Raw genomic sequence first — 22,695 nt, 5'->3', positions numbered from 1 at the left:
GCTCGGGTCCGGGCCTCACGCTCGGGTCCGGGCCTCACGCCCGGGTCCGGGCCTCCCGCTCGGTGGGTCGGGCCGGGCTCGTGGGCCCTGGCCCTGAGGCTCGCAGGTCCTGATCCGGCGGTTCGCGGGCCTGAGCCGGAGGCTTGCAGGCTCTGACCCGGACGGAAGACCCCCGGCGCCGAAGACCGGCGCCCCGCGACCCCGGCGGCCCTGGCGCACAACCCCCCGACGTCAGGGCCGTCGGTCTGTCCTCGGACGCCTCCCCAAACGGAATAGTCACCTCAGCCCCCTGGTTGTTCCTGGGTATGACATCTCTGCGCCCGCTCGGTTCGTCGAGCCTTCAGGTCTTCCCCCTCGCCCTCGGCGGCAACGTCTTCGGCTGGACGGCCGACGAGGACCGTTCCTTCGCCGTCCTCGACGCGTACACGGCGGCCGGCGGCAATTTCGTCGACACCGCCGACTCCTACTCCGCCTGGGTCCCGGGCAACGAGGGCGGTGAGTCGGAGACCCTCATCGGCAAGTGGCTGGCGGCCCGTTCCCGTCGCGACGATGTCGTCATCGCCACCAAGGTCGGCGCCCACCCCGCGTACAAGGGGCTCTCCGCGGCCACCATCAAGGGCGCCGCGGAGGCGTCGCTGCGCCGGCTCGGCACCGACCACATCGACCTCTACTACACGCACTTCGACGACGAGACCGTCCCGGTCGAGGAGATCGTCACGGCACTCGACCAGCTGGTCAAGGCCGGTACGGTGCGGGAGATCGCCGCCTCCAACATCAGCCCCGAGCGGCTGCGGGCCTCCCTGGACTTCTCCGAGCGTGAGGGCCTGGCGCGTTATGTCGCGCTGCAGCCGCACTACAACCTCGTCTCGCGCGACACCTACGAGGGCGCCCTCCAGGACACGGCGGCCGACGCCGGACTCGCCGCCGTCCCGTACTACGCGCTCGCCTCGGGCTTCCTCACCGGCAAGTACCGGCCGGGCGCGACGGTCGAGAGCCCGCGGGCCGGGGGCGCCGCCAAGCACCTGGAGACCGAGCGCGGGCGCAAGGTGCTCGCGGCGCTCGACAGGATCGCCCAGGAGCACGACGCCGAGATCGCCACGGTCGCCCTCGCCTGGCTGGCCTCGCGGCCGACCGTGACGGCGCCGATCGCCTCCGCGCGTACGGTCGAGCAGCTGCCCGCGCTGATGGCGGTGGCCGGACTCCGGCTGACCGAGGGGGAGCTGGCGGAGCTGACCGAGGCGTCCGCCTGACGTACGAGGCGCGCGGAGAGGGCGGGGTGTCCGTCGGACATCCCGCCCGGGCGCGGCTGTGGTTCCGCGGTGGGCCGTGGGCCAGAGTAGGGGCATGTCTACGTACGGGACGATGCCGTTCCACCTTGAGACCGAGCGGCTGATACTGCGGCCGTGGGCCGAGTCGGACGCCGCCGAGTTCTGCGACCTGCTGGCCGAACGCGGCGACGGGAAGCCCACGGTCGAGCACATCCGGGGGGCCATCGCGAAGCTGCTCGCCGCGACCGGGACGACGGGGATCGCCCTGCTGCCCGTCCAGCGCCGGGAGGAGGGCGACTTCATCGGCTACTGCGGGCTGATCATCGGCCGCTCCACGCTGGAGGAGCCCGAGATCGCGTACGAGCTGTTCCAGCACGCACACGGGCGGGGCTACGCCACCGAGGCCGCCGGGGCGGTGCTCGACGCCGCTGTCGCGACCGGGCGGAAACGGCTCTGGTCGACCGTCGGCACCTGGAACACACCCTCCCTCCGTGTCCTGGAGAAGCTCGGGTTCGAGCGCGATCACGTCTCCACGGAGGAGAACGGCGAAGTCGTCTGGCTCACCCGCGCGTTGCCCTGACGCGATGGCCGGGGCGCTACGAGGGCGGGGCGGGGCGCCCGCCGTCCTCCAGATACGGGTTGTGGCCGCCGTAGTGCCGGTGCGGCGCGGGGAGGTGCCGCGGGGGCAGCCCGCCGTACGGCAGCTGACGGGGGATCGGCGGCGGCACCGGCAGGCGCGTGCGTATCCGGCCGGTCGCGTGGGCGGCGTACGTCAGGGCCGGTGCCGCGACCTCCCTGCGGTGCCACAGGTGGTGCAGCAACTCCTGCTCGCGGAGGGCGAAGTCGGGGCCCGCACCGTCGTGGCGGGCTCTCCGGCGCAGCATGGCCAGGGACGTCGCGAACGACTCGTACTCCGCGACGGCGCGCGCCGCGGCCTTGCCCCGTGCGGGGTCCGGGTGGCTGTTCCAGTGCCTGGCCATGTCACGGGCCATGCCCCGCGCCCGCATCGAGGCCAGAGCCAGCGGCTCGGCGGGGGTCAGCCAGCCGGCCGCCGCGTACACCGGCAGCTCCGTGGAGAGCGTGCGCAGCTCCCGCTGGCGCGACCAGACGGCCAGCCATGTCACCAGCCCGAAGCACGGCACCATGAACGCGCCGTACACCAGGTAGAAGCCGTACGATCCGAGGGCCGACGAGCCGTTCCACAGGGCGTGCATGCCCATGGCGAGGGCGAGTCCGAGCACGGGCACGACGACACGGCGCACCCGGTGGCGGGCGCCGCCGAGTGCGGCGATGCCGAAGCCGATGCCGGAGAGCACCGTGAACAGGGGGTGGGCGAACGGCGACATGACCACACGGACGAAGAACGTCCCCACCGTCACGGAGGCGAAGCCCGTGGTCCCCAGCTGCTGGTCCTCGCCGAAGGCGTTGCCCAGGTAGAGGATGTTCTCGGTGAAGGCGAAGCCGGTCGCGGTGAAGCCGGCGATCACGATGCCGTCGACGATCCCGCCGAACTGCCGTCTGCGGAACAGGAAGATCAGCAGGAGTGCGACGGCCTTCGCGCTCTCCTCGACCACCGGGGCGACGACCGTGGCCCCGAGGGTGTCGGCGCTCGCCGGATCCGCGGTGGCCGTCGCTATCCACCGGGTCGCGAAGGAGTTGGCGATGATCGCCACGAGCGCGGCGGCGCACGCACCCCAGGAGAAGGCGAACAGCAGATTCCGCCAGGGGCCCGGCTCGACCCGGTCGAGCCAGCGGAACGCGCCCATCAGCAGCGGCACGGGCAGCACGGCCAGCCCCAGCCCCACCAGGAAGCCCTCGGTGCCCGTCTGCTGCCGCACCAGGGCCAGGATCACCAGACCGCAGAGCGCGAGCGCGGTGACCACCGCCCCGGCGCGGAACGCCTTGCTGCGCCAGACCATGCCGACGCGGCGGGGCCGGTAACGCCACTGGCCTCGCTCCGGGACCGCTCCCAGGAACTCGTCGAGCTGCTGCTCCTCGAGAACCGGGACGGCCGGCTGCTGGTGCTGCACGGACCCCTGGTACACCCGACGACCCTAACGAGGGGCACTGACACCTGGCCACGCCGCGGTGGACGGGGTGTGGAGCCGATGGCCGATCAGCGACGGGTGAACAGCACGTCGTGCACCACGTGACCCTTGTCCAGACCCTGGCCCTCGAAGCGGGTCAGCGGCCGGAACGCGGGCCGCGGCGCGTAACCGCCGTCGGGCTGCGTGTTCTCGTACAGGGGGTGGGCCGTCAGGACGTCCAGCATCTGCTCCGCGTACGGCTCCCAGTCCGTCGCGCAGTGGACGAGAGCGCCCGGCTTCAGCCGCTGCGCCACCAGGTCGAGGAACTCCGGCTGGATCAGGCGCCGCTTGTGGTGCCGCTTCTTGGGCCACGGGTCGGGGAAGTACACCCGGAGGCCGTCCAGGGCGGCCGGCTCCAGCATCTCGCGGAGCAGGATGATCGCGTCCCCGTTGGCGACCCGGACGTTGGAGACTCCCGCCCGCTCCGCGAGACCCAGCAGATTGCCCTGGCCGGGGGTGTGCACGTCGACGGCGAGGATCCCGGTGCCCGGGTCGTCGGCCGCCATCTGCGCCGTCGCCTCGCCCATGCCGAAGCCGATCTCCAGGACCACCGGGAGACCGCCGAAGAGGGCGGGGAGATCGAGGACGCTGCGGCCGTCGATGTCCAGGCCCCAGGTGGGCCACAGCCGCTGGAGGGCGTCCTCCTGGCCGGTGGTCACCCGGCTGCGGCGGGGCTGGAAGCTGCGGATCCGGCGCTCGTGGTGCGAGCCCGCCGGATCGGCCGCGGGCCCGCCGGGGAAGCGGGGCTCCTGGCGCAGCCTGCGCTGGCGCTCGAAGGAGGCGGCGCGGCGCGCCGCCGCGTCGTCCTCGGTGTGGGCGTCCTCGGCGGGGAGCGCGGTCTCCGGCGTGGGGCCGGGCGCTTCCGCGGCGGGCCCGGGCGTCTCTGGGGTGGGGTTCAGGGGCTCAGACACAATGACCCGATTCTACGGCGGGAGGCGCCCACCCCGTCGCGCGAGCCCGCAGCAGCGCCCGCCGTGCCACCTCCCTCCCGATGGGCAGGGACGCGGTGGCCGCGGGTGACGGGGCGTTCAGCACGTGCACGGTGTGCGGGGCGTCCCGGATCAGGAAGTCGTCCACCAGCGTGCCGTCCCGCAGGACCGCCTGGGCCCTGACCCCGGCCGGGGAGGGCCGCAGATCGGCCTCCGTCACCTCGGGCAGCAGCCGCTGGACGGCCCGGGTGAACGCGCCCTTCGACAGCGATCTGTGCACCTCACCCGCCCCGTACCGCCAGTGCCGCCGGGCGATCCGCCAGGAGCCGGGCCAGGCCAGCGTGGCGGCCAGCTCGCGCGGGTGGACGACCGCCCGGCCGTACCCCTCGCGCGCCAGGGCCGGCACGGCGTTCGGCCCGACGTGGACCGTGCCGTCGACGCCCCGGGTCAGATGCACCCCGAGGAAGGGGAACGCCGGGTCCGGCACCGGATAGACGAGCCCGCGCACCAGCTCCGGCCTGGCCAGCTCGTAGTACTCCCCGCGGAACGGCACGATGCGCGCCCCCGGGTCGTCGCCCGCGAGCATCGCCACCCGGTCGCTGTGCAGCCCCGCGCAGTTGACCAGCACCCGGGCCCTGACCACCTGGCCGTCGGCCGTGCGCACCGCGACGCCCCAGGGGCGCCGGTCGACGGCGACGACCTCCGCGCCGTAACGGATCTGCCCGCCGGAGGCGCTCACCTCGGAGGCGAACCGGGCGGCCACCGCCGTGAAGTCGCAGACCCCCGTCGTCCCGACCCGGATCGCCGCGAGGCCGCGCACCCGTGGTTCGTACTCCGCGATCTGGGCGGGGCCTAGCTCCCGGACCGGCAGGCCGTGCGCCCGGCCGCGCTGCACCAGGGCGTGCAGCCGGGGCAGCTCGCCCCGGTCCGTCGCGACGATCAGCTTGCCCGTGACCGCGTGGGCGATGCCGTGCTCCGCGCAGAAGTCCACCAGCTCGGCGGCGCCTCGCACCGCGTACCGCGCCTTGAGCGAACCCGGCGGGTAGTAGATGCCGCTGTGGATCACCCCGCTGTTGCGCCCGGTCTGGTGCCGGGCCGGGCCCCACTCCTTCTCCAGCACCGTGACCCGGGTGCCGGGCGCGGTGCGCGTGAGCGCGTACGCCGTCGACAGACCGACGATTCCGCCACCGATCACCAGTACGTCGCAGTCGTACGCCGCGTGCGTCATCCTCGCGCCACCTCCCAACCCGATAGTGCACTGACCCACTGACAACGGGCTCAAACCAGGGTCGGCGTGTGCGTGGCGGGACGTTCCGCGCCCGGATCCGGCGAAACCCGGGCGTACCGGTGAACCCTCGGGGCCTGTCGCCCGGGGAGGTCTACGCCGGCGCGACGAGGAGCGGACGGGCCCGCTCCCGGAGCTCGGCCACGCGGGGCTCGTCCCCGTACGGCTCCAGGCGGTGCAGGAGGTCGCGCACGTACTCGGTGGTGCGCGCCGAGGAGATGCGTCCCGCCACCTCCACCGCCCGCGTCCCCGCCGCGCAGGCCGCGTCGAGGTTGCCCGACTCCAGCTCGGCGACCGCGGAGACGACGAGCCGCAGCCCGTGGGAGCGGACGAACTCGTCGGTGGGTTTCGACAGGGCCTGCTCGGTGAAGCGCCGCACCTGGCGGGGCGCCTTCAGGTCGCGGTAGCACTCGGCGGCGTCGGCGGCGAACCGGTCGTACGAGTAGAAACCGAGCCACGCCGGGTCGGAGTCGCCGGCGCGTGAGCGCTCCAGCCAGCTCTCGGCGGCCCGGAGCGCGGCCCCCGCGGCCGGTGCGTCGCCCGCCTTGGCATGGGCGCGCGCCTCCACCAGCCGGAAGAAGCTCATGGTCCGGGCGGTGGCGAGCCCCCGGTTGCGTTCGACGGCGGCCTGCGCGAGGTCCACGCCCTCGTCGGCGAAGCCCCGGTAGGTCGCCTGAAGCGACATCGACGCCAGGACATAACCGCCCAGCGGTACGTCGGCGGCGGCCCGGGCCAGACGCAGTGCCTGGATGTAGTAGCGCTGGGCGGCCTCCTGCTGGCCGGTGTCGAAGGCCATCCAGCCGGCGAGCCTGGTCAGCTCGGCGGAGGCACCGAAGAGCGCCCGGCCCACCTCGTCGCTGTACGAGCCCAGCAGGAGCGGAGCGGCGTCGACGCGTAAGCACTCCGGGACCATGGAGGAGCGCCAGTCGCCGCCTCCGTACTTGGAGTCCCAGCGGCGCGCGTCCTGGGCGGCCTCGCGCAGCTTGGTCACGTCGCTGTGGCCGACGCGCAGCAGCGGCCCGTCCGCGGCGGTGTCGGGGCCGGGCTGTACGGGCACCCCGCCCTGCGCCCCGGGTGCGCCCTCCGTGCCCAGGATCGTGGCCTGGGCGGCGGTCGGGTCCCGCGCGACCGACGGATCGGCCGGGGTTATGAGCCAGCGCGACGCGGGGGTCGCATAGGCGCTCACCGCGAAGGAACCGGCCAGCGACTGCCAGATCCCCCCGCCGCCCCGCCGGCCCGCGAGATCCAGCCGGTACAGATCCGTCGCCGACCGCACCGCCTCGTTCACGTCACGGGGGAAGGCGAGACCCACCTCGGGCGCCGGATCGGCGTCGGCGAGCCCGATCTCGTGCAGTGGGACAGGACGGCCGAGTTTGGCCCCTATCGCCGCCGCGATGAGATGGGGCGCCGCGCCCTGCGGCACCATCCCCTTGGCGACCCACCGGGCCACCGACGTCTTGTCGTAACGAAGGGTCAGCCCGCGCTGTGCTCCGAGGTCGTTGACCCGCCGGGCGAGCCCGGCGTTGCTGATTCCCGCGAGGGCGAGAACCGTGCCGAGCTTCTCGTTCGGCCCGCGTTGCTCCCTGGACATGCGCCACCCCTCGACACACAGACGGCCGCCGCGTCACCGTCAGGCGCGCGGCATTCGTACCGTGTTCTCCCCAGGTACGGTCCCGGGCACTCCGGCCGCACACGCATTTGGCCGAGCCCCGTGGAATATGCCGCCCTGCTGAGAACATCGGTAAACCCAGCGTAGTTCGCCGCATCCCCACCGTTAAGGGGCAGACCTCCGTATGGCGGGAATTGTTGTCCGTGCGGCGCGGGGGCACGGGAGGCGTGCTCCTGACGTGTGGCCGTGCGCCCGGCCGTGCGCTCTGGTCCGGCCGGTACGGCAAGCGCTTCGATGGTCCTGCGTGGGTCGGCCCGCTGAACTGGACTCGGCGGGCTGGGGGAGACCGCCGCCCCAATCCCCGCGGGCGGCGAACCGGTCCGGGAGGTGACGACACCTCCCGGACTGTGCGCCGCACGGGCGGGGTTCGGAGAAGAGGACGTGCGGACCGGCGCACCGGGGGGATGCGCCGGCCCGTACGTCGTCGCACGTCGCCGGGGGTCCCGGGGGTGCCCGCACGGGCTCCCGGGAGGCCTGCCCGCGACCGGGGCGAGCCGCGGGGGACCTGTTCCCGGTGTCGTGGGGGACGTGTTCCCGGTGTACCGCCGTGGGGCGAAACACCCGGTTCCGTCGCGGCCGGAGAATGGCCGGATAACGCCGGTCGGGCAGGGCGGTGCGAAGTCGCCCGACTATGGCCGGATTGCGCCTGTCGCGCGGCCCGGCCGAGGCGGGGGCCGCGTCCGGCCCGGCCGCCGCAACTCCCGGAAGATCCAATTCCGTTGTGGCGGAGGCCGCGGAGCCGTGGCCAGGCTCTTGCCAGGGGCGCATGCGCATCCGGTGTGCGCCGCCCGTACCCCCTCCCGGGCGCCGTTGTCGTGGCAGCATGTCCCGCAACGGCGTTCCCGTGTCCTGGTACGCCGGTTCGTCCACAGCCTGTGGAGGCGGCGATGCGTTGGTTGGTGGGGTGGAGCAGTATCGCCGCGAGCTTCGGCACCGTGGGGGCGGTCGGCAACCACGGGGAGGGGCGCACCGTCCATCCGGTGGGCTCCCAACTCCTGTGGGGGGACCCGGATCCGCTCTGGGCCGTGGGTGACTGGCGCCCCGACGAGATCCGCGTCATCACGGTCGCGACCCCCGAGGGGGCGCCCACCACCCGGCTCGCCGTCCTCGGCTGCTGCGGGGCCACCGACGAACAGCTCCGCGTCGGACTGCTCGCCGCCCGGGGCGGGGCGCTGCGCCATCTCACCGCCTGGTCCGGCAGTTACACGGCCGTCGTGCAGATCGGCCGCCGCATCACCGTCGCCGGGGACCTCGCCGGCGCCCGCCCCGTCTTCCACACCCCCTGGGCGAACGGGACGGCGTACGCCACCGCCGCCCTCCCCCTCGCCGACCTCATCGAGGCCCAACTGGACATCGGCCACCTCGCCGCGCTGCTGGCGTGCCCCGAGACCCCGGAGGCGCTGGGCGACGGCACACCGTACGCGGGAGTGAAGCGGATCCCGCCCGGGCACGCACTGATCCTCCGCGAGGGCTCACGGGAGATCACCGGGTACGAGGCGGTGGCCTCGCTCGCCGTGGCGGCCCCCCAGACCGACCCGGTGAGCGCGGTCGAAGGCGTACGGGACGCACTCGTCGACGCCGTACGCGCACGGCTCACGGCACCGCGCCACGCCCCGGAGACCCTCCCGCCGGACCCGGGGCCGGTCCCCGGCATGGGCCCGGCCGAGCGGCGCGCGGCCCGTGGGGCGCCCGTCCCCGGCATCGGCGCGGACCTCTCCGGCGGCAGCGCCTCCGCCACTCTCGCGCTGCTGGCCGCGGGGCTGCCCGGCCTGCCGGGAACGGTGCTGGGCCACGGCACGGGTGCGGGCGAACGGCTCCTCGCCGTCACCTTCAACGACCTGTCCGCCCAGCGCCGCGAGGACGAGCTGGAGCGCGCCCGGGCCATCGCCTCCAACCCCCGCCTGCACCATGTGGTCGTGGCGGCGGGCGAGGAGGCCCTGCCCTACGCGTCGCTGGAGAGCGGCCCGCTCACCGACGAACCCGCTCCCTCCCTGGTCGTCGCCGAACGCCACCGCCGCCGGCTCGCCGCGGGCAGCGCCGACCACTTCGTCGGCCACGGTGCCCGCCAGGTCCTGGACGCCCACCCGGCACGGCTGGCCGACCTCCTCATGGACCGGCGCAGACGCCACATCCTGCGGCCCGTCGCCGCGCTCGCCAGGGCCGAAGGGCCGTCCACGCACTCCCTGTTCGTGCCGCTGGCCGTCTACCGGGCGGCCCGCAGGCTGGCCCGTACGTCGTACCGCACCGGGCTGGAGACCGCGGCGTCCCTGCTGCCCGAGGCCAACCGCGACGCCCCCGACCTCGACACCCCGGCCGACGCCTCGCTCGCCTCCCTCACCTGGTCCCGGCCGGGTCCGGCGGCGCGCTGGCTCACCGGGGAGGCGCTCGCGGAAGTATCGGTTCGCCTCCAGGAGGCGGCCATCCGGCCCGCCTCGGTGCAGCGCCCGGGGGAGGCCAGGGCCCGCGCGGCGCTCGCCCGGCACGCGGCGGACCAGCGGATCCTGGAGCAGGCCGCGGAGATCCGCAGCCAGCGGCTGCACGCCCCTTTCCTCGACAACCAGGTCGTACGGGCCGCCCGCGCCCTCCCGGAGTCGCTGCGGGTCCAGCCGGGCGCCCGCGCCGCGATCCTGCGCCGGGTCCTCGCGGGCGCCGGCATCCACGACCTGCCGCCCGGCTGGGGCACCCCGTCCCAGGCCACCTCGACGGCGGCCGGACGCATCGGCCTGCGTGCCGCCCTCCCCGACCTGATCGCCCTCTTCGACGCACCGCTGCTCGCCGACGCGGGCCTGATCGAGGCACGCGTCGTACGCAAGGCGCTGCGCGCGGCCTCCGAGGGCGAGCCCCTTCCGCTGGACGGCCTGGCCGAGCTGGCGTCCACGGAGCTCTGGCTCCGCCGGCTGGTCACCCGCCGGGGCACCTGCTGGACCGGTACGGCGGCCCCGCGGCAGCGGGCGGTGGCGGGCGGCGTGGTCCCGGCCCGCCGGACGCTCCAGCCGTAGGCCCTCGCCCGCAGGCCCCCGCCCGCAGGCCCACCGGACGCTCCAGCCGTAAGTCCCCCGGCCCCCGTACGCCCGGGCAGTAGGTACCCCCAGGCCCCCCGCACCTGCGAGGGGCCGCGCGCCCGGCGGGACACAATGGCCGGGTGCGGTATCTGATCCTGGGCGTCACCGAGGCGCGAGACGAGCACGGCGGGCCGCTGCCCGTCGGCGGCGCCCGGCTGCGCACCCTGCTCGCCGCCCTCGCCCTCCGCGCGGGCCGCCCCGCGAGCGTCGCCGGGCTCATCGACGACGTATGGGACGACGATCCTCCGCAGGACGCCCCCGCCGCCCTCCAGGCCCTCGTCGGACGGCTGCGGCGCGTCCTCGGCCGGGAGGCGGTGGCCGGCACCCCGGGCGGCTACCGGCTCACCGCCGGCCCCGACGACATCGACCTGTACGTCTTCGAGCGCCTCGCCCGCCAGGGCGCCGCCGAGCTCGACGCGGGCACCCCCGAGGACGCCGCCCGCACTCTGCGCACCGCACTCGCCCTGTGGCGCGGCCCCGCCCTCGCCGACCTCCCCGGGCACGAGCACGGGCTCCAGGCCGAGGCCCACCGGCTCACCGCGCTCCAGCAGCGCATCGAGGCGGACCTGCGGCGCGGGGCCACGGCCGGCCTCGTACCCGAACTCAGGGAACTCACCGCCGCCCACCCGTACCACGAGCCCCTGCACGCACAACTGCTCCGCGGCCTGCGGGCCGAGGGACGGCAGGCCGACGCGCTCGTCGCGTACGAGGAGGCCCGCCGGGCCCTCGCCGACGGCCTCGGCACCGACCCGGGACCGGAGCTGGCCGCGCTCCACCGCGAACTCCTCGACGCCGGTGAGCCCCCCGCGCCGCCCCCGGACGACCACCCGCCGGCCGACGGCAACATCCGCCCCCGGCTCACCTCGTTCGTGGGCCGCGAGCCCGAACTCCGCCTCATCCGCTCCGACCTGTCCCGGGCCCGCCTCGTCACCCTCACGGGACCCGGCGGCTCCGGCAAGACCAGGCTGGCCGAGGAGGCCGCGGCCGGGCAGGGCGCCTGGATCGCCGAACTCGCCCCGCTCGACGACCCCTCCGCGGTACCGGGGGCCGTGCTCTCCGCCCTCGGACTGCGCGAGACCGCGCTGCTGACCGGCCGCACCCGCGAGGGGCACGGCGCCACGGCGGACCCCACCGCGCGGCTCGTCGAGCACCTCTCGTACCGCTCACGCCACACCCCGTTCCTCCTCGTGCTCGACAACTGCGAGCACGTCGTCGACGCGGCGGCCGCCCTCGCGGAGACCCTGCTGACGCACTGCCCCCGGCTGCGGATCCTCGCCACCAGCCGCGAGCCACTCGGCGTCCCCGGCGAGGCCGTCCGCCCCGTCGACCCCCTGCCGCCGGAACCCGCGCACCGGCTGTTCGCCGAGCGCGCCCGCGCCGTACGGCCCGACTTCGAGCCCGACGCGGACACCGCCGACCACCCGCGGGCCATCGCCGAGATCTGCCGCAGGCTCGACGGCCTCCCGCTCGCCATCGAGCTGGCCGCCGCCCGGCTCCGGCTGCTCACCCCGCGCCAGATCGCCGACCGTCTCGACGACCGCTTCCGGCTCCTGACCAGCGGCAGCCGCACCGTACTGCCCCGCCAGCAGACGCTCCGGGCGGTCGTGGACTGGTCCTGGGACCTGCTGTCCCCGGACGAGCGGACCCTGCTGCGGCAGGTCTCCGTCTTCGCGGGCGGCTGGGACCTGGCCGCCGCCGAAGCGGTGACCGGCCCGGACGCCGCCGTCCTGCTCGGCGCGCTCGTCGACAAGTCACTCGTCGTCGCCACCGCCCCCACCGACGGCACGGAGATGCGCTACCGCCTCCTGGAGACCATCCACGAGTACGCGGCGGAACGGGCCGACGAGACGCCCGGGCTCCGGGAGTCCGCCGTCTCGGACCACATCGCGTACGTCACCGCGCTCGTCGAGGAGGCCGACCCGCAGCTGCGCTCCGGGGGCCAGCTCCCGTGGATCCGGCGCCTGGAGACGGACCTCGACAACATCCGCGCCGCCCTGCACCGCACCGTCGTCGCCCGGTCCTCCGAGGAGACCGCGCTGCGCCTCGTGCTCGCCATGGGGTGGTTCTGGTGGATGCGCAACTACCGCATCGAGGGCCTGGCCTGGGCGGACCGCACCGCCGCACTCGGCGAGGACCCGCAGGACCGTACGGACCCCCGCTTCTGGCCCCGCATGCACCTGCACATGCTGCGGTTCTTCCTCGCGGTGGAGAGCCGGCCGATCGACACCATCAACGAGGACGAGGGGTTCCACGCCCTCATCGGCCGGGTGACCAAGGCCTTCGGCACAGGCGGCCCGGAAGCCGCACGCTTCCCGGGGCTGCTCTGGCCGATGACCGCGTACATGAGGCGCACGTACTCACCCCGCACGCACGCGCGCTTCGACGAGGCGGTCGCCAACACCCGCGCGCACGGCGGAGTCTGGGAGTACGCCGTCACGCTCATGTTCCGCACCCTCATGCTGGTCGACACCCCCGTCGGCATCACCGGCATCCACGAGGACCTCGCCGAGCTGCGCGTGCTCAGCCGCCGGATCGGCGACCGCTACCTGCGTGCCCAGGTCTCGAGCGCCGCCGGCGAGGCGGGGATGATGCACGGGAGGTACGAGGAGGCGCGCACGGCGTACGAGGACGCGCTGGAGCTGGCCCGGGAGGTGGGCGCCCACGCCGAGGCGCCCTTCCTGATCGCCCGTCTCGCCGAACTCTCCTACCACGCAGGGGACCTGGACGCGGCGAGGAAGGGTCTGGACGAGGCGGAGGCGGAGGCGGAGCGCCAGCACGTGCTGGACGCCCACGTCTATGTGCACTTCCTGCGGGCCACCGTCGCCCTGGCGGCGGGCGAGATCCCGCAGGCGCGCCGGTACGCCGATCTGGCCTGCGGCGCCGAGGCGTACGGCAGCCGGCCCGCGCAGTTCGAGGCGGCGCTCATGGCGCTCTCGGCGGGCATCACCGCCGTCGAACCCTCCGGCGGGGGCGGCGCGGGGCTGCGCGGGGTGACCGGGGCGCTGCGGCTGGCCGTGACGACCGGATGCGCGGAGAACTTCACCGCGCACCTGGCGGAGACGGCCGCGGCCGTCCTGGTGGAGCTGGACCAGGGCGCGACCGCGGCCCGGATCCTCGGGGCGGCCGGCGCCTGGCGGGTGGACAGCCCCCGCTCCGCGGCGGAGGAGTCCCAGGTGACCGCGGCGACGGCACGGCTGCACACGGCGCTGGGCCCCCGGCGGTACGAGGAGGAGAGCGCCCTGGGCCTCGGCCTGACACCGGACGAGGTCCTGGCCCTCCTGACCGCCACGGCCGAGGATCTCAGCGGCAGTTGGTACGTCACGCCGCCGAGGATCTCAGCGGCAGCTGATGCTCGACGCCGCCCAGTCGGCCAGCGCGGCCCCGCCGAGCGGCCCGGACGGCTCCACGACCAGACGGATCGTCTCCTGGCCCTCGATGCCGACGCTCACCGGTACGGCGGGCTCACCGCCCCGGACCACCGGGGACTGCCACAGCCGCGCCCCCTCCCCGCCGTACACGGAGAAGCGCACCGCGCCGAGCCCCAGCGTCAGGTCGTCGACCCCGGCCATCGCCTCGTAGCGGGTGCACTCCCGGTTGAGCTGGACGGTCACCGAGGAGCGGGAGGGGGCGGTCACCCCGTGGGCGTACGTCGTGGAGGCGATCGACAGCCCCTGGCGCTGCCAGAACACACCCTGGCTCCGGCCGAGCAGGATCTCGGGGCCCGTGTGGTCACCGGTGAGGGAGTACGCCAGCTGGTTCACCTGGTAGACCTCCGGCGCGGGCGGCGGCTCCTCCGGGGCGGGCGGTGTCGGGGTCGGCGTGGGCGTCGGCGCGGGCTCCTTCGGAGGGGGCGGCGTCGGTGTCGGGGTCGGCGTGGGGGTGGGCGTCGGCGTCGGCTCCGGGGAGGGCGGCGGTTCGGGCGCGGGTGCCGCGGGCGGTGCCGGTGGCCGCGGGCTCGGCGTCGGCTCCGGCGGAGGCGGGGGAGTGGGGGCGGCGGGCGCCGCGACCGGCGGCTTGGCCACCGGCTTCTGCTCGGGCGCGGGCCGGTCGTCGCCGACCAGGGCCCACACGAGGCCGGCGGCGGCAGCCACCGCCACCGCGGCGGCGATGCCGGCCTTCAGCGGGCCGCCGAGCCCTTCCGACGCGGCGGCCCCGCCCGCCGTGCCGCTCCCGGAGGACGCGCTGCCCGTGGCCGCCGCGGCGGCACCTGCACCGGCCGCTCCCGCCGCACCGCCCGCCACGACGCCTGCCGCCTTGAGCGAGTAGCCCGCGGCGAACCAGCCGATGACCGCGACCGGAAGGAGGGCCGGGATGCCGGCGTTCACCCGGTCCAGCTCACCGGCGGCGATCCGGCACTTCGCGCACTCGTCCAGATGCTTGCGCAGCCCGCGTTCCGCCCGGGTCCGCAGACCGCCCCGGGCGTGGGCGCCGAGCCGGTCGGCGTACTGCGCGCAGTCGCCGCCGGCGGTCAGCGACTGGCTCACATGGGCCTGGAGGTAGGCCTGCTTGAGCCCCTCACGGGCGCGGACGGCCAGCACCGCCGTTGCGTTGGCGGTCAGGCCGAAGAGCGGAGCGACCTCGCTCGGCGACTCCTCCTCCACGGTGGTGTGCCACAGCACGGCCTGCCAGCGCTCGGGCAGGCTGCGGAACGCCTGCATGGCCATCGACCGGTCCGCCTCGTGCATGGCCAGCACATCGGCGCCGAGGTCGAGGGTGTCGGCCTCCGACATCTCCGCGGAACGGGTGGCCTGGGCCGCGAACACCGCGAAGTCGTCCACGAGATGCTCGCGTTTGGCGCTCCTGGTCCACGCGGCGGCGACATGGCGGACGGCGGTCATGAGGTAGGCCCGGACCGCTTCCTCCGGCCCCTTCCCGCCGCGCACCGCCTGCAGCGTGCGGGCGAACACCTCGGCCGTCAGGTCGTCGGCGGTGTGCGCGTCCCGGCAGCACGTACGGGCATAGCGGCGCACCGCACCGGAGTGGCGCCGGAACAGCTCCTCGTACGCCTCGTCCTCACCGGCGCGCATCCCCTGGATCAACTGGGCGTCGGACGGGCCGAGACCGGCCGACCCGGCACGCCCCGCACGCTGCAGCGGGACCGCGTACGCCGCGACGGTCTCCCCGCCCGTCTCCGCACCGGGCGCCGGCGACTCCTGGCCGTCCGTGGGCACGGGCGGCCAGGGGCCGGGCAGCACGGTGCCGTCCTTGCCCGCGCCGGCGATCCCGTCGGACGGTTCTTCCTGCTGCGCTTCACCGCTCATCGCGGAAGCCCCCGTATACACCCTCGGACCCTGAATACCGGGGCCACAGTGCCACAGAGCCACGCCACGACGAACCCCGGAGCGGGAGCAACCACTCGTCCGTGGAGTCTTCCCGCGCCCCGGGGGGTGATCCCACCCCGACGGGGAAGGAGCAACGGCCCCCCGGCGCACGGGTGTCGGCCGACATGGGCGCACCCCGCGGGGCCGCCGTACCTACGCCGGGCGGGAGCGGAGGCCCTCCAGCAGGATGTCCAGCAGCCGGGCCGAAGCGGCGGCCTGGTGCGCGGGATCCGGCAGAGCCGGTGCCGCCGTGGCGATGACCAGCAGCACGTCGCCCACCGTCACATCGCCCCGCAGCTCACCCGACTCGCGGGCCCGGTCCACCAGCCTGCCCACGACCTCGAGCAGCTCGGCCGCCCCCGGATCGTCGTCGAGCCCCTCCCCCTCGGGGGAGTGCCCGGCCACCCGGAGCCCAGGCTGGTCCACGCCCTGCCGCTGATGCGGGACGCGCGTCTCGCTGTCGGCCGCGCCCGGGCCCGTGGCCCCGGCCTGCTCGTCCTGCTCCGCACCGACCCGCAGCACCTGCGGCGGCAGCAGCCGGCCCGCGCCCGACGCGACCGAGGTCCGCAGGAAGCGGGAGAGCGCCGACCACGGCTCGTCCTCGTGGCCGAGGGCGGAGCGTGCCTGGTCGGTCAGCCTGGCGGTCTCCTCCTCGGCTATCCGGCGCACCAGCACGTCCTTGCTCGGGAAACGCCGGTAGACCGTACCGACGCCGACCCGTGCGCGGCGCGCCACGTCCTCCATCGGCGCCCCGTAACCCAGCTCGCCGAACACCTCGCGCGCGGCGCGCAGGACGTGTTCGAGGTTGCGCTGCGCGTCCACGCGGAGCGGCGCGGAACGGGCCGCGCCACCCGTCGCTCCTGCCGCCGCGACCGTACCGACCGTTCCCACGGAGCTCAGCCGCCCGTGGTCCTCGGTGGAGGCGACAGCGCTCGGCCCATGCAAATCCTGAATGTGCATAACTTCCCCCGGTTATGACGTCTCCCCCCGGAGACTTCCCCGCCGTGTCTGCCGGTGTGCGGACCTTCATCCGAATCCGACACCCCGACGGGGTACGAACATAGTTGAGCCCGGGTCAATTCAGAAGGGGGTAGTTCCGCACGGAGCGCCCCCCGATCGGAGCAAGGACCGGTTGGACCCTGATTCGACCCCCGCGGTGCCGCCCTCCTGCCATACCTGACCTGCGCACCTCCCCGAACAGGCAGGGACCGTCGACGGCCCGGTGATCGAAGAGCTCCGGTCACACAATTTGCCGGGCCTGTGGACAAACACCGGACTCCGTTGCGTCATGGGAAGGTGATGGCACCAGATTCCCGAGGGGCACCCCCCGGCACCCGGCCAAGTGTGCGCATTCTCGTCGTCGGCGGCGGCTACGTCGGGATGTACACGGCGCTGCGTCTCCAGCGGAAGCTGCGGCAGAGACTGAAAAGCGGCGAGGCCGAGATCGTGGTGGTCACGCCCGAGCCCTACATGACGTACCAGCCGTTCCTCCCCGAGGCGGCCGCCGGTTCGATCTCGCCGCGTCATGTCGTCGTGCCGCTGCGCCGGGTCCTGAAGAACTGCACGATCGTCATCGGTGAGGCGGAGCGCGTCGACCACGCCAAGCGCACCGTGACGGTCACGACGCTCGCCACCGGCGAGGACGGCACCGGTGCCCTGGAGATCCCGTACGACGAGATCGTCCTCGCCCCCGGATCCGTGTCGCGGACCCTGCCGGTCCCCGGTCTCGCCGACTTCGGCATCGGCTTCAAGACCGTCGAGGAGGCCATCGGGCTGCGCAACCACGTCATCGAGCAGATGGACATCGCCTCCGCGACCCGCGACCCCGCCATCCGCGACGCGGCGCTCACCTTCGTCTTCGTCGGCGGCGGGTACGCCGGTGTGGAGGCGCTCGCGGAGCTGGAGGACATGGCCCGCTACACCTCGCGGTACTACCACAACATCAAGCCCCCGGACCTGAGGTGGATCCTGGTCGAGGCGACCGGGCGCATCCTCCCCGAGGTCGGCGAGGCGATGGGGAAGTACGCCGTCAGGGAGCTGCGGGGCCGCAACATCGACGTACGGCTCGACACCCGGCTGGACAGCTGCGAGGGCCGGGTCGCCGTGCTCAGCGACGGCTCACGCTTCCCGACCCGCACCCTGGTGTGGACGGCGGGCGTCAAACCCGCGCCGATCCTCGCCGCCACCGATCTCCCGCTCACGGAGCGCGGCCGGATCCGCTGCACCGCCACGCTCGCCGTCGACGGCGCCGAGCACGCCTGGGCCGCCGGGGACGCGGCGGCCGTACCGGACCTCACCTCGTCCGAACCGGGCACGGAGACCGCCCCGAACGCCCAGCACGCGGTCCGCCAGGCCAAGGTCCTCGCCGACAACATCGTGGCCACCCTCGCCGGCCGGCCCGCCGAGGACTACCGGCACTCCTACGCCGGATCCGTCGCCTCGCTCGGACTGCACAAGGGCGTCGCCCATGTCTACGGGCGCAAGCTCAAGGGCTATCCGGCCTGGTTGATGCACCGCGTGTACCACCTCAGCCGCGTACCCACGTTCAACCGGAAGGCGCGTGTCCTTGCCGAGTGGACCCTGGCCGGGCTCTTCAAACGGGAGATCGTCTCCCTCGGCTCGCTCGAACACCCGCGCGCCGAATTCGCCCTGGCCGCCCGGGGACACGCACACCCGGGAGCCCCGGACGAGACCCCGCCGAAGGACGGCAGGCCACCGGACACGTCCGGCTGATCCGCGGCCCCCCGCGGACCGGCACGCCCCTGGAACGTCCGCAGTTCAGCGGATGGACCGACTGCCGTACGGCAACTGTCAGTACGGTCGGTCACCCTGGGCGTGTGACCATAGGTGGGCTCACACCTGCGCAGAGTCACCCGGCAGGTAGTCACCTACAGTGACCGGCAGCGACGACCACCCGCACGAAGAGGCCCGGCCTCGCGTTCCCGGAAGCCCGGCCTCCGCGCCCCGACCCGGCAAGGAACCGGCAGGGGACCGGCCGCAGAATCAGCAGAAGCAGCAGCTCGCCCGAGCGGATCCGACCGACACACGAGGCCAGAAATTCCGTGAACTTCACGCGCTGGAGCGCCCGCCTTCCCGGAACGCAGCGTCGAGCCGCCGCGCGGGACGACCACAGTTCCGTCCCCGCCGCCCGCGCCGAGTCCGTACGGCCGAAGGCCGCAGCCGCGCCGCCGGACGACACCTCGGAGACCCCCGCCCCCGCCACCGGGCCCGCGCTGGAAGCCCTGCCGGCCCGTGAGCTGCTCGGCCTGCTCCCCGCTCCCGTGGCGCTGCTCCACGGCCCGGAGCACCGCATCACCTACGTCAACGCCGCCTACACGTCGGCCTTCGGGCCGCGCCCCAGCGGCGCCCCCGCCGCCGAGGCCATGCCCGAGCTCGCCGAGCTCAGCCTGCTGCCCCTCATGGACCAGGTCCTGCGCAGCGGCACTCCCCGTACGGTCAAGTCCCGCAAGGTCCTGGCCGGCAGCTCGTACACGGTGACGTGCACCCCCGTGGCCACCGGCGCCCCGGAGGACCCCGACGGTGAGGCGGGCGTCCTCGTCTACGCCACCGACGTCACCGACCACGCCGAGGCGGCGGAGCGACTCCGCGCCAGCGAGCGCCGCCACCGCGAGACGGCCGTCACCCTCCAGCGTTCCCTGCTCCCGCAGGACCTCGAACAGCCCGACGACCTGCGCATCGCCGCCACCTACCAGCCGGGCGGCACGGACGCCGCGGTCGGCGGCGACTGGTACGACGTCATCACCCTGGGCGCCGGCCGGACCGCACTCGTCATCGGCGACGTGATGGGCCGCGGGGTGCGCGCCGCCGCCGTCATGGGCCAGCTGCGCACCGCCGTCCGCGCCTACGCCCGCCTCGACCTGCCGCCGCACGAGGTGCTCCAGCTCCTCGACGTCCTCGCCGCCGAGATCGACGCCAGCCAGATCGCCACCTGCGCCTACGCCGTCCACGACCCCAACGAGGGGCACCTCGTCTACGCCTCCGCCGGACACCTCCCGATCCTCGTGTGCGACGAGGACGGCACGGTCCACCGCGCCGAGGACCCGACAGGGCCGCCGCTCGGCACAGGAGGTACGGGAGGTACGGGAGGCTGGGTCCACACCTCGGGGACGATCCCCCTGCCGCCCGGCTCCACGGCCGTGCTCTACACGGACGGTCTGGTCGAACGCCGCAGCGAGGACATCGACGAGGGCGTCGCAGCCCTGGAGCGCGCCCTGTCGGGCGCCAAGGGAACGCCCCAGGTGGTCTGCGACCGGCTGATCCGCTCCCTGGGCGTCACCGCGGAGCACGACGACGACGTGGCGGTCCTCGTGGTCCAGCACCCCGCCCGCACGGGGACGAGCGCGGAGCTCTTCCACAACGCCTCGCTCGACCTGCTCGGCGGCATCGAGGCCGCCCCCAGGGCACGCGCCTTCGCCACGGGTGTCCTGGCGTCCTGGCGCTTCCCCGTCGAGCTCTGCGACCTGGGGGTCCTCGCCGCGAGCGAGCTCGTCGCGAACTCCCTCCAGCACGGCACCCCGCCCATGCGGCTCGGGCTGCGCAGGACCGACCGGCGCCTGATCATCGAGGTGACGGACGGGGACGACCATCTGCCGCGCCGCCGCCGCGCCGAACCCGCCGACGAGGCGGGACGCGGCATCTCCATCGTCGCGACCATCGCCTCGTCGTGGGGCAGCCGCCGCACCCCGGGCGGGGGCAAGGCGGTCTGGTGCGAATTCGCCCTCCCCGCCGCCTGACCCCGCCCCTCGGCGCACGGTTCCTCAGTGCACGGTGCTGGGGGCCGTGACCGGCTCGCTCTCCGGCAGGGACACGGCGACCACCCGGGACGGCACCGCCGCGAGCGACGGCTTGTCCTGTACGGGAGTGAGCTGACGGCCCAGCTTGAGCGCCAGCACGGTGATGCCCAGCGAGAACAGCACGAAGGTCACGATGTACGGCCCGTGCAGCGCCGCCCCCATGGGCCCGCCCACGGCAGGTCCCACGGCCAGGGCCAGCTGCTTCACCAGGGCGAACGCCGAGTTGTACTGACCCACCATGGACTCCGGCGCCAGATCGGCGACGAGCGGCGCCACCGTCGGCGACAGCATCGCCTCACCCAGCCCGAACAGGGCGTACGTCGAGATCATCGCGGCCGTCGCCATGGTCTGGCTGCCGTGCCCGAGGCCGGCGTAACCCGCCACGATCCAGGCGAAGGCCCAGATCAGGCCGACCCAGGCGATGACCCGGCTGCGCCGCCGACGCTCCACGAGGCGGAGCACCACGAACTGCGCGAGCACGATGACGGCCGTGTTGGCGGCCAGCGCGATACCCAGGGTGGACGGGTCGATCCCGGCGGCCTCGGTGCCGTAGGCGGCGAGCCCGGACTCGAACTGCCCGTAGCAGGCGAAGAAGATCACGAAGCCCAGCACGCACAGCTGCACCATGGCCCGGTGCGAGAGCAGCACCCTCAGTCCGGCCTTGGGCGCCGTGCCGTCGGCCGGCACCGCTCCCGCGAGCGAGGGGTTACGCGGCATGCGCACCGTGACCGCGACGATCCCGAGGACCAGGAACATCGCCGCCTCGATGAGGAACAGCACGGTGAAGCTCGACGGACGGTCGACGTCCACCAGCTGCCCGCCGACCAGGCCGCCGATGCCGAGCCCGAGGTTCTGCAGGAAGAACTGCATGGCGAAGGCACGCGTACGGGTGGCCGCGCTCGAACACCACACCAGCATCGTGGCGAGGGCAGGCTGCATGACGGCGGTACCCGCGCCGAGAACAGCGGCGGAGAGCACGGCGGACGTCACACCGTCCGACACCCCCAGGGCGCAGGCGCCCACGGCCGCGGCGACGGCGGCGACGACCAGCACCGGCAAGGGGCCGCGCCGGTCGATGGCCCTGCCCGTGAACGGCAGCACGGCCAGCGCAGCCATGGCGAAGACAGCCAGCACGACACCTGCCGTACCGGCACCGAGATCCCGCACCTGCGCCACGTAGACGTACAGATACGGGACGGTGAATCCGAGGCCGAACGCGCTCAGCGCACTGCCCAGCTGGATCCGCCGCAGCGCTGCACCCATCTCCCTGGTCACACTCACCTACCTCAAGACACGAAGAACCTTCAAGAACACAGACCCGTAGACTTTAGCACTAAAGTTAGAGGCTGAACTCTTCACCTTGAAGGACTTCGATGGCCGAGGGCAGCGTGCGATACTGCCCGCCATGTCTGACACCACCGAGCAGCCCGAGCTCCAGGAGCCGAGCCTCGACGAGCAGATCGCGGCCTACCAGCGCGAGTTCCGGGACCTCGACCCGCAGGTCGAGCAGATCGTCTCCGCGCTGGGCCGGCTGAACCGCCGGATGAACGTCGCCTACGGCAGACAGGTCGCGGCCCTGGGCATCAGCAACGCCGAGTGGGAGGTCCTCAAGACCCTGGTCCTCTCCGGCACCCCGTACCGGCTGGGCCCGGGTGAGCTGGCCAAGCGCCTCGGCCTGACCCCTGCGGCGATGACCCACCGGATCGACCGCATGGCGGGCGAGGGCCTGGTCACGCGGGACCGGGACGAGAACAACCGGGTGCGCGTCATCGTCGAACTGACCGACGAGGGCCGTACGAAGTGGCTCGAGGCGATGCGCATGGCCACCACCTTCGAGGAGGACCTGCTCCAGGACCTCTCGGGCGACGAACGCGGGGCGCTGGGCGAGATCCTGATCCGGCTCCTGCGCCGCGTGGAACACGAGCAGCCGGACGCCGGCGGCCGGCTCACCGACCTGGACTGACGGCCCGGCGAGGGGCTCGGGAGGGGACGCGGGAGAGCAGGCGGGGAGGGGGCTCGGGGAGGGCTTGACACGCCTCCCCCGGGTCCGTAAGGTTCTTCGAGTTGTCACGGAGCCGGTACGGTTCTGCGGCAGCCGATCCCGCCGCGAATGCGGCAACCAAACTCAGCACGATCTCCCACCGGGGAGAATTTCGGCATGCCGAAATTCAATTCGAAGGCTCGATTATGAGTCGCCGGGAAAATCCGCTAGAGTTTGAGCGTCGGAACGGCCCAAGGGCCCGGAAGACAAACCCCGCTG

The 22,695-nt window shown here is 74.1% G+C and carries 13 protein-coding genes and 1 pseudogene; 7 read left to right on the top strand and 7 right to left on the bottom strand.

The window, feature by feature from the left end; all coding sequences use genetic code 11:
- The first annotated feature begins 305 nt into the window (after positions 1-305).
- On the top strand, positions 306-1,250 hold the full coding sequence (locus JKV81_RS19365; protein ID WP_129264756.1) for an aldo/keto reductase: 945 nt from the start codon (positions 306-308) through the stop codon (positions 1,248-1,250).
- A 94-nt stretch (positions 1,251-1,344) separates the two neighbouring features.
- Positions 1,345-1,848 (top strand): GNAT family N-acetyltransferase, encoded by a 504-nt coding sequence (locus JKV81_RS19360; protein WP_202076932.1) that lies wholly within the window; start codon positions 1,345-1,347, stop codon positions 1,846-1,848.
- Between the two features lie 16 nt (positions 1,849-1,864).
- On the opposite strand, the gene JKV81_RS19355 is transcribed toward JKV81_RS19360, so the two are convergent.
- The 4 genes from JKV81_RS19355 to JKV81_RS19340 all read right to left on the bottom strand — a co-directional run bounded on the left by JKV81_RS19355 (position 1,865) and on the right by JKV81_RS19340 (position 7,160).
- Positions 1,865-3,313: a PrsW family intramembrane metalloprotease gene (locus tag JKV81_RS19355; protein WP_202076931.1), complete on the bottom strand. Its 1,449-nt coding sequence runs from the start codon at positions 3,311-3,313 to the stop codon at positions 1,865-1,867.
- A gap of 71 nt (positions 3,314-3,384) precedes the next feature.
- Positions 3,385-4,266, bottom strand: coding sequence for a tRNA (guanosine(46)-N7)-methyltransferase TrmB (gene trmB, locus JKV81_RS19350; RefSeq protein WP_124278107.1), 882 nt, complete (start codon positions 4,264-4,266; stop codon positions 3,385-3,387).
- Complete coding sequence (gene lhgD, locus JKV81_RS19345) at positions 4,259-5,512, bottom strand: L-2-hydroxyglutarate dehydrogenase (RefSeq protein WP_202076929.1); 1,254 nt, start codon at positions 5,510-5,512, stop codon at positions 4,259-4,261. Before lhgD ends, trmB begins: the two co-directional genes overlap by 8 nt.
- Positions 5,513-5,663: 151 nt before the next feature.
- Entirely contained in the window at positions 5,664-7,160 is a 1,497-nt protein-coding gene (locus JKV81_RS19340) for an NsdA family TPR-like regulatory protein (RefSeq protein WP_124278109.1), read from the bottom strand.
- A gap of 965 nt (positions 7,161-8,125) precedes the next feature.
- Here JKV81_RS19340 and JKV81_RS19335 point away from each other — a divergent pair.
- On the top strand, positions 8,126-10,237 hold the full coding sequence (locus JKV81_RS19335) for an asparagine synthase-related protein (protein WP_129264761.1): 2,112 nt from the start codon (positions 8,126-8,128) through the stop codon (positions 10,235-10,237).
- A 143-nt stretch (positions 10,238-10,380) separates the two neighbouring features.
- Positions 10,381-13,605: pseudogene (locus JKV81_RS19330) on the top strand (ATP-binding protein); the annotation flags it as partial.
- Between the two features lie 30 nt (positions 13,606-13,635).
- Here JKV81_RS19330 and JKV81_RS19325 read toward each other — a convergent pair.
- Positions 13,636-15,561 carry a sigma-70 family RNA polymerase sigma factor gene (locus JKV81_RS19325; protein WP_202076927.1) on the bottom strand — a complete coding sequence of 642 codons (1,926 nt, stop codon included), beginning with the start codon at positions 15,559-15,561 and terminating at the stop codon, positions 13,636-13,638.
- A 213-nt stretch (positions 15,562-15,774) separates the two neighbouring features.
- Positions 15,775-16,581 (bottom strand): TetR/AcrR family transcriptional regulator, encoded by an 807-nt coding sequence (locus JKV81_RS19320; protein WP_129264764.1) that lies wholly within the window; start codon positions 16,579-16,581, stop codon positions 15,775-15,777.
- A gap of 384 nt (positions 16,582-16,965) precedes the next feature.
- Here JKV81_RS19320 and JKV81_RS19315 point away from each other — a divergent pair, with 384 nt between their 5' ends.
- Positions 16,966-18,354 carry an NAD(P)/FAD-dependent oxidoreductase gene (locus JKV81_RS19315; RefSeq protein WP_372444202.1) on the top strand — a complete coding sequence of 463 codons (1,389 nt, stop codon included), beginning with the start codon at positions 16,966-16,968 and terminating at the stop codon, positions 18,352-18,354.
- Between the two features lie 329 nt (positions 18,355-18,683).
- The gene (locus JKV81_RS19310; protein ID WP_202076924.1) at positions 18,684-20,375 is read left to right on the top strand and encodes an ATP-binding SpoIIE family protein phosphatase; all 1,692 of its coding nucleotides are present in this window, start codon (positions 18,684-18,686) and stop codon (positions 20,373-20,375) included.
- A 24-nt stretch (positions 20,376-20,399) separates the two neighbouring features.
- Here the strand turns inward: JKV81_RS19310 and JKV81_RS19305 are convergent, their stop codons facing one another.
- A complete protein-coding gene (locus JKV81_RS19305) occupies positions 20,400-21,698 on the bottom strand; it encodes an MFS transporter (RefSeq protein ID WP_202076934.1) in 1,299 nt (432 codons plus the stop codon).
- Positions 21,699-21,840: 142 nt separating this feature from the next.
- Here JKV81_RS19305 and JKV81_RS19300 point away from each other — a divergent pair, with 142 nt between their 5' ends.
- Positions 21,841-22,398 carry a MarR family winged helix-turn-helix transcriptional regulator gene (locus JKV81_RS19300; RefSeq protein WP_099173040.1) on the top strand — a complete coding sequence of 186 codons (558 nt, stop codon included), beginning with the start codon at positions 21,841-21,843 and terminating at the stop codon, positions 22,396-22,398.
- The last annotated feature ends 297 nt before the right edge of the window (positions 22,399-22,695 follow it).

Origin of the sequence: Streptomyces silvae, from assembly GCF_016745505.1 — a bacterium.
GTDB classification, from domain to species: Bacteria; Actinomycetota; Actinomycetes; order Streptomycetales; family Streptomycetaceae; genus Streptomyces; species Streptomyces silvae.
The sequence above is the reverse complement of the archived record's forward strand: the minus strand, read 5'-3'. Positions and strand labels throughout refer to the sequence as shown.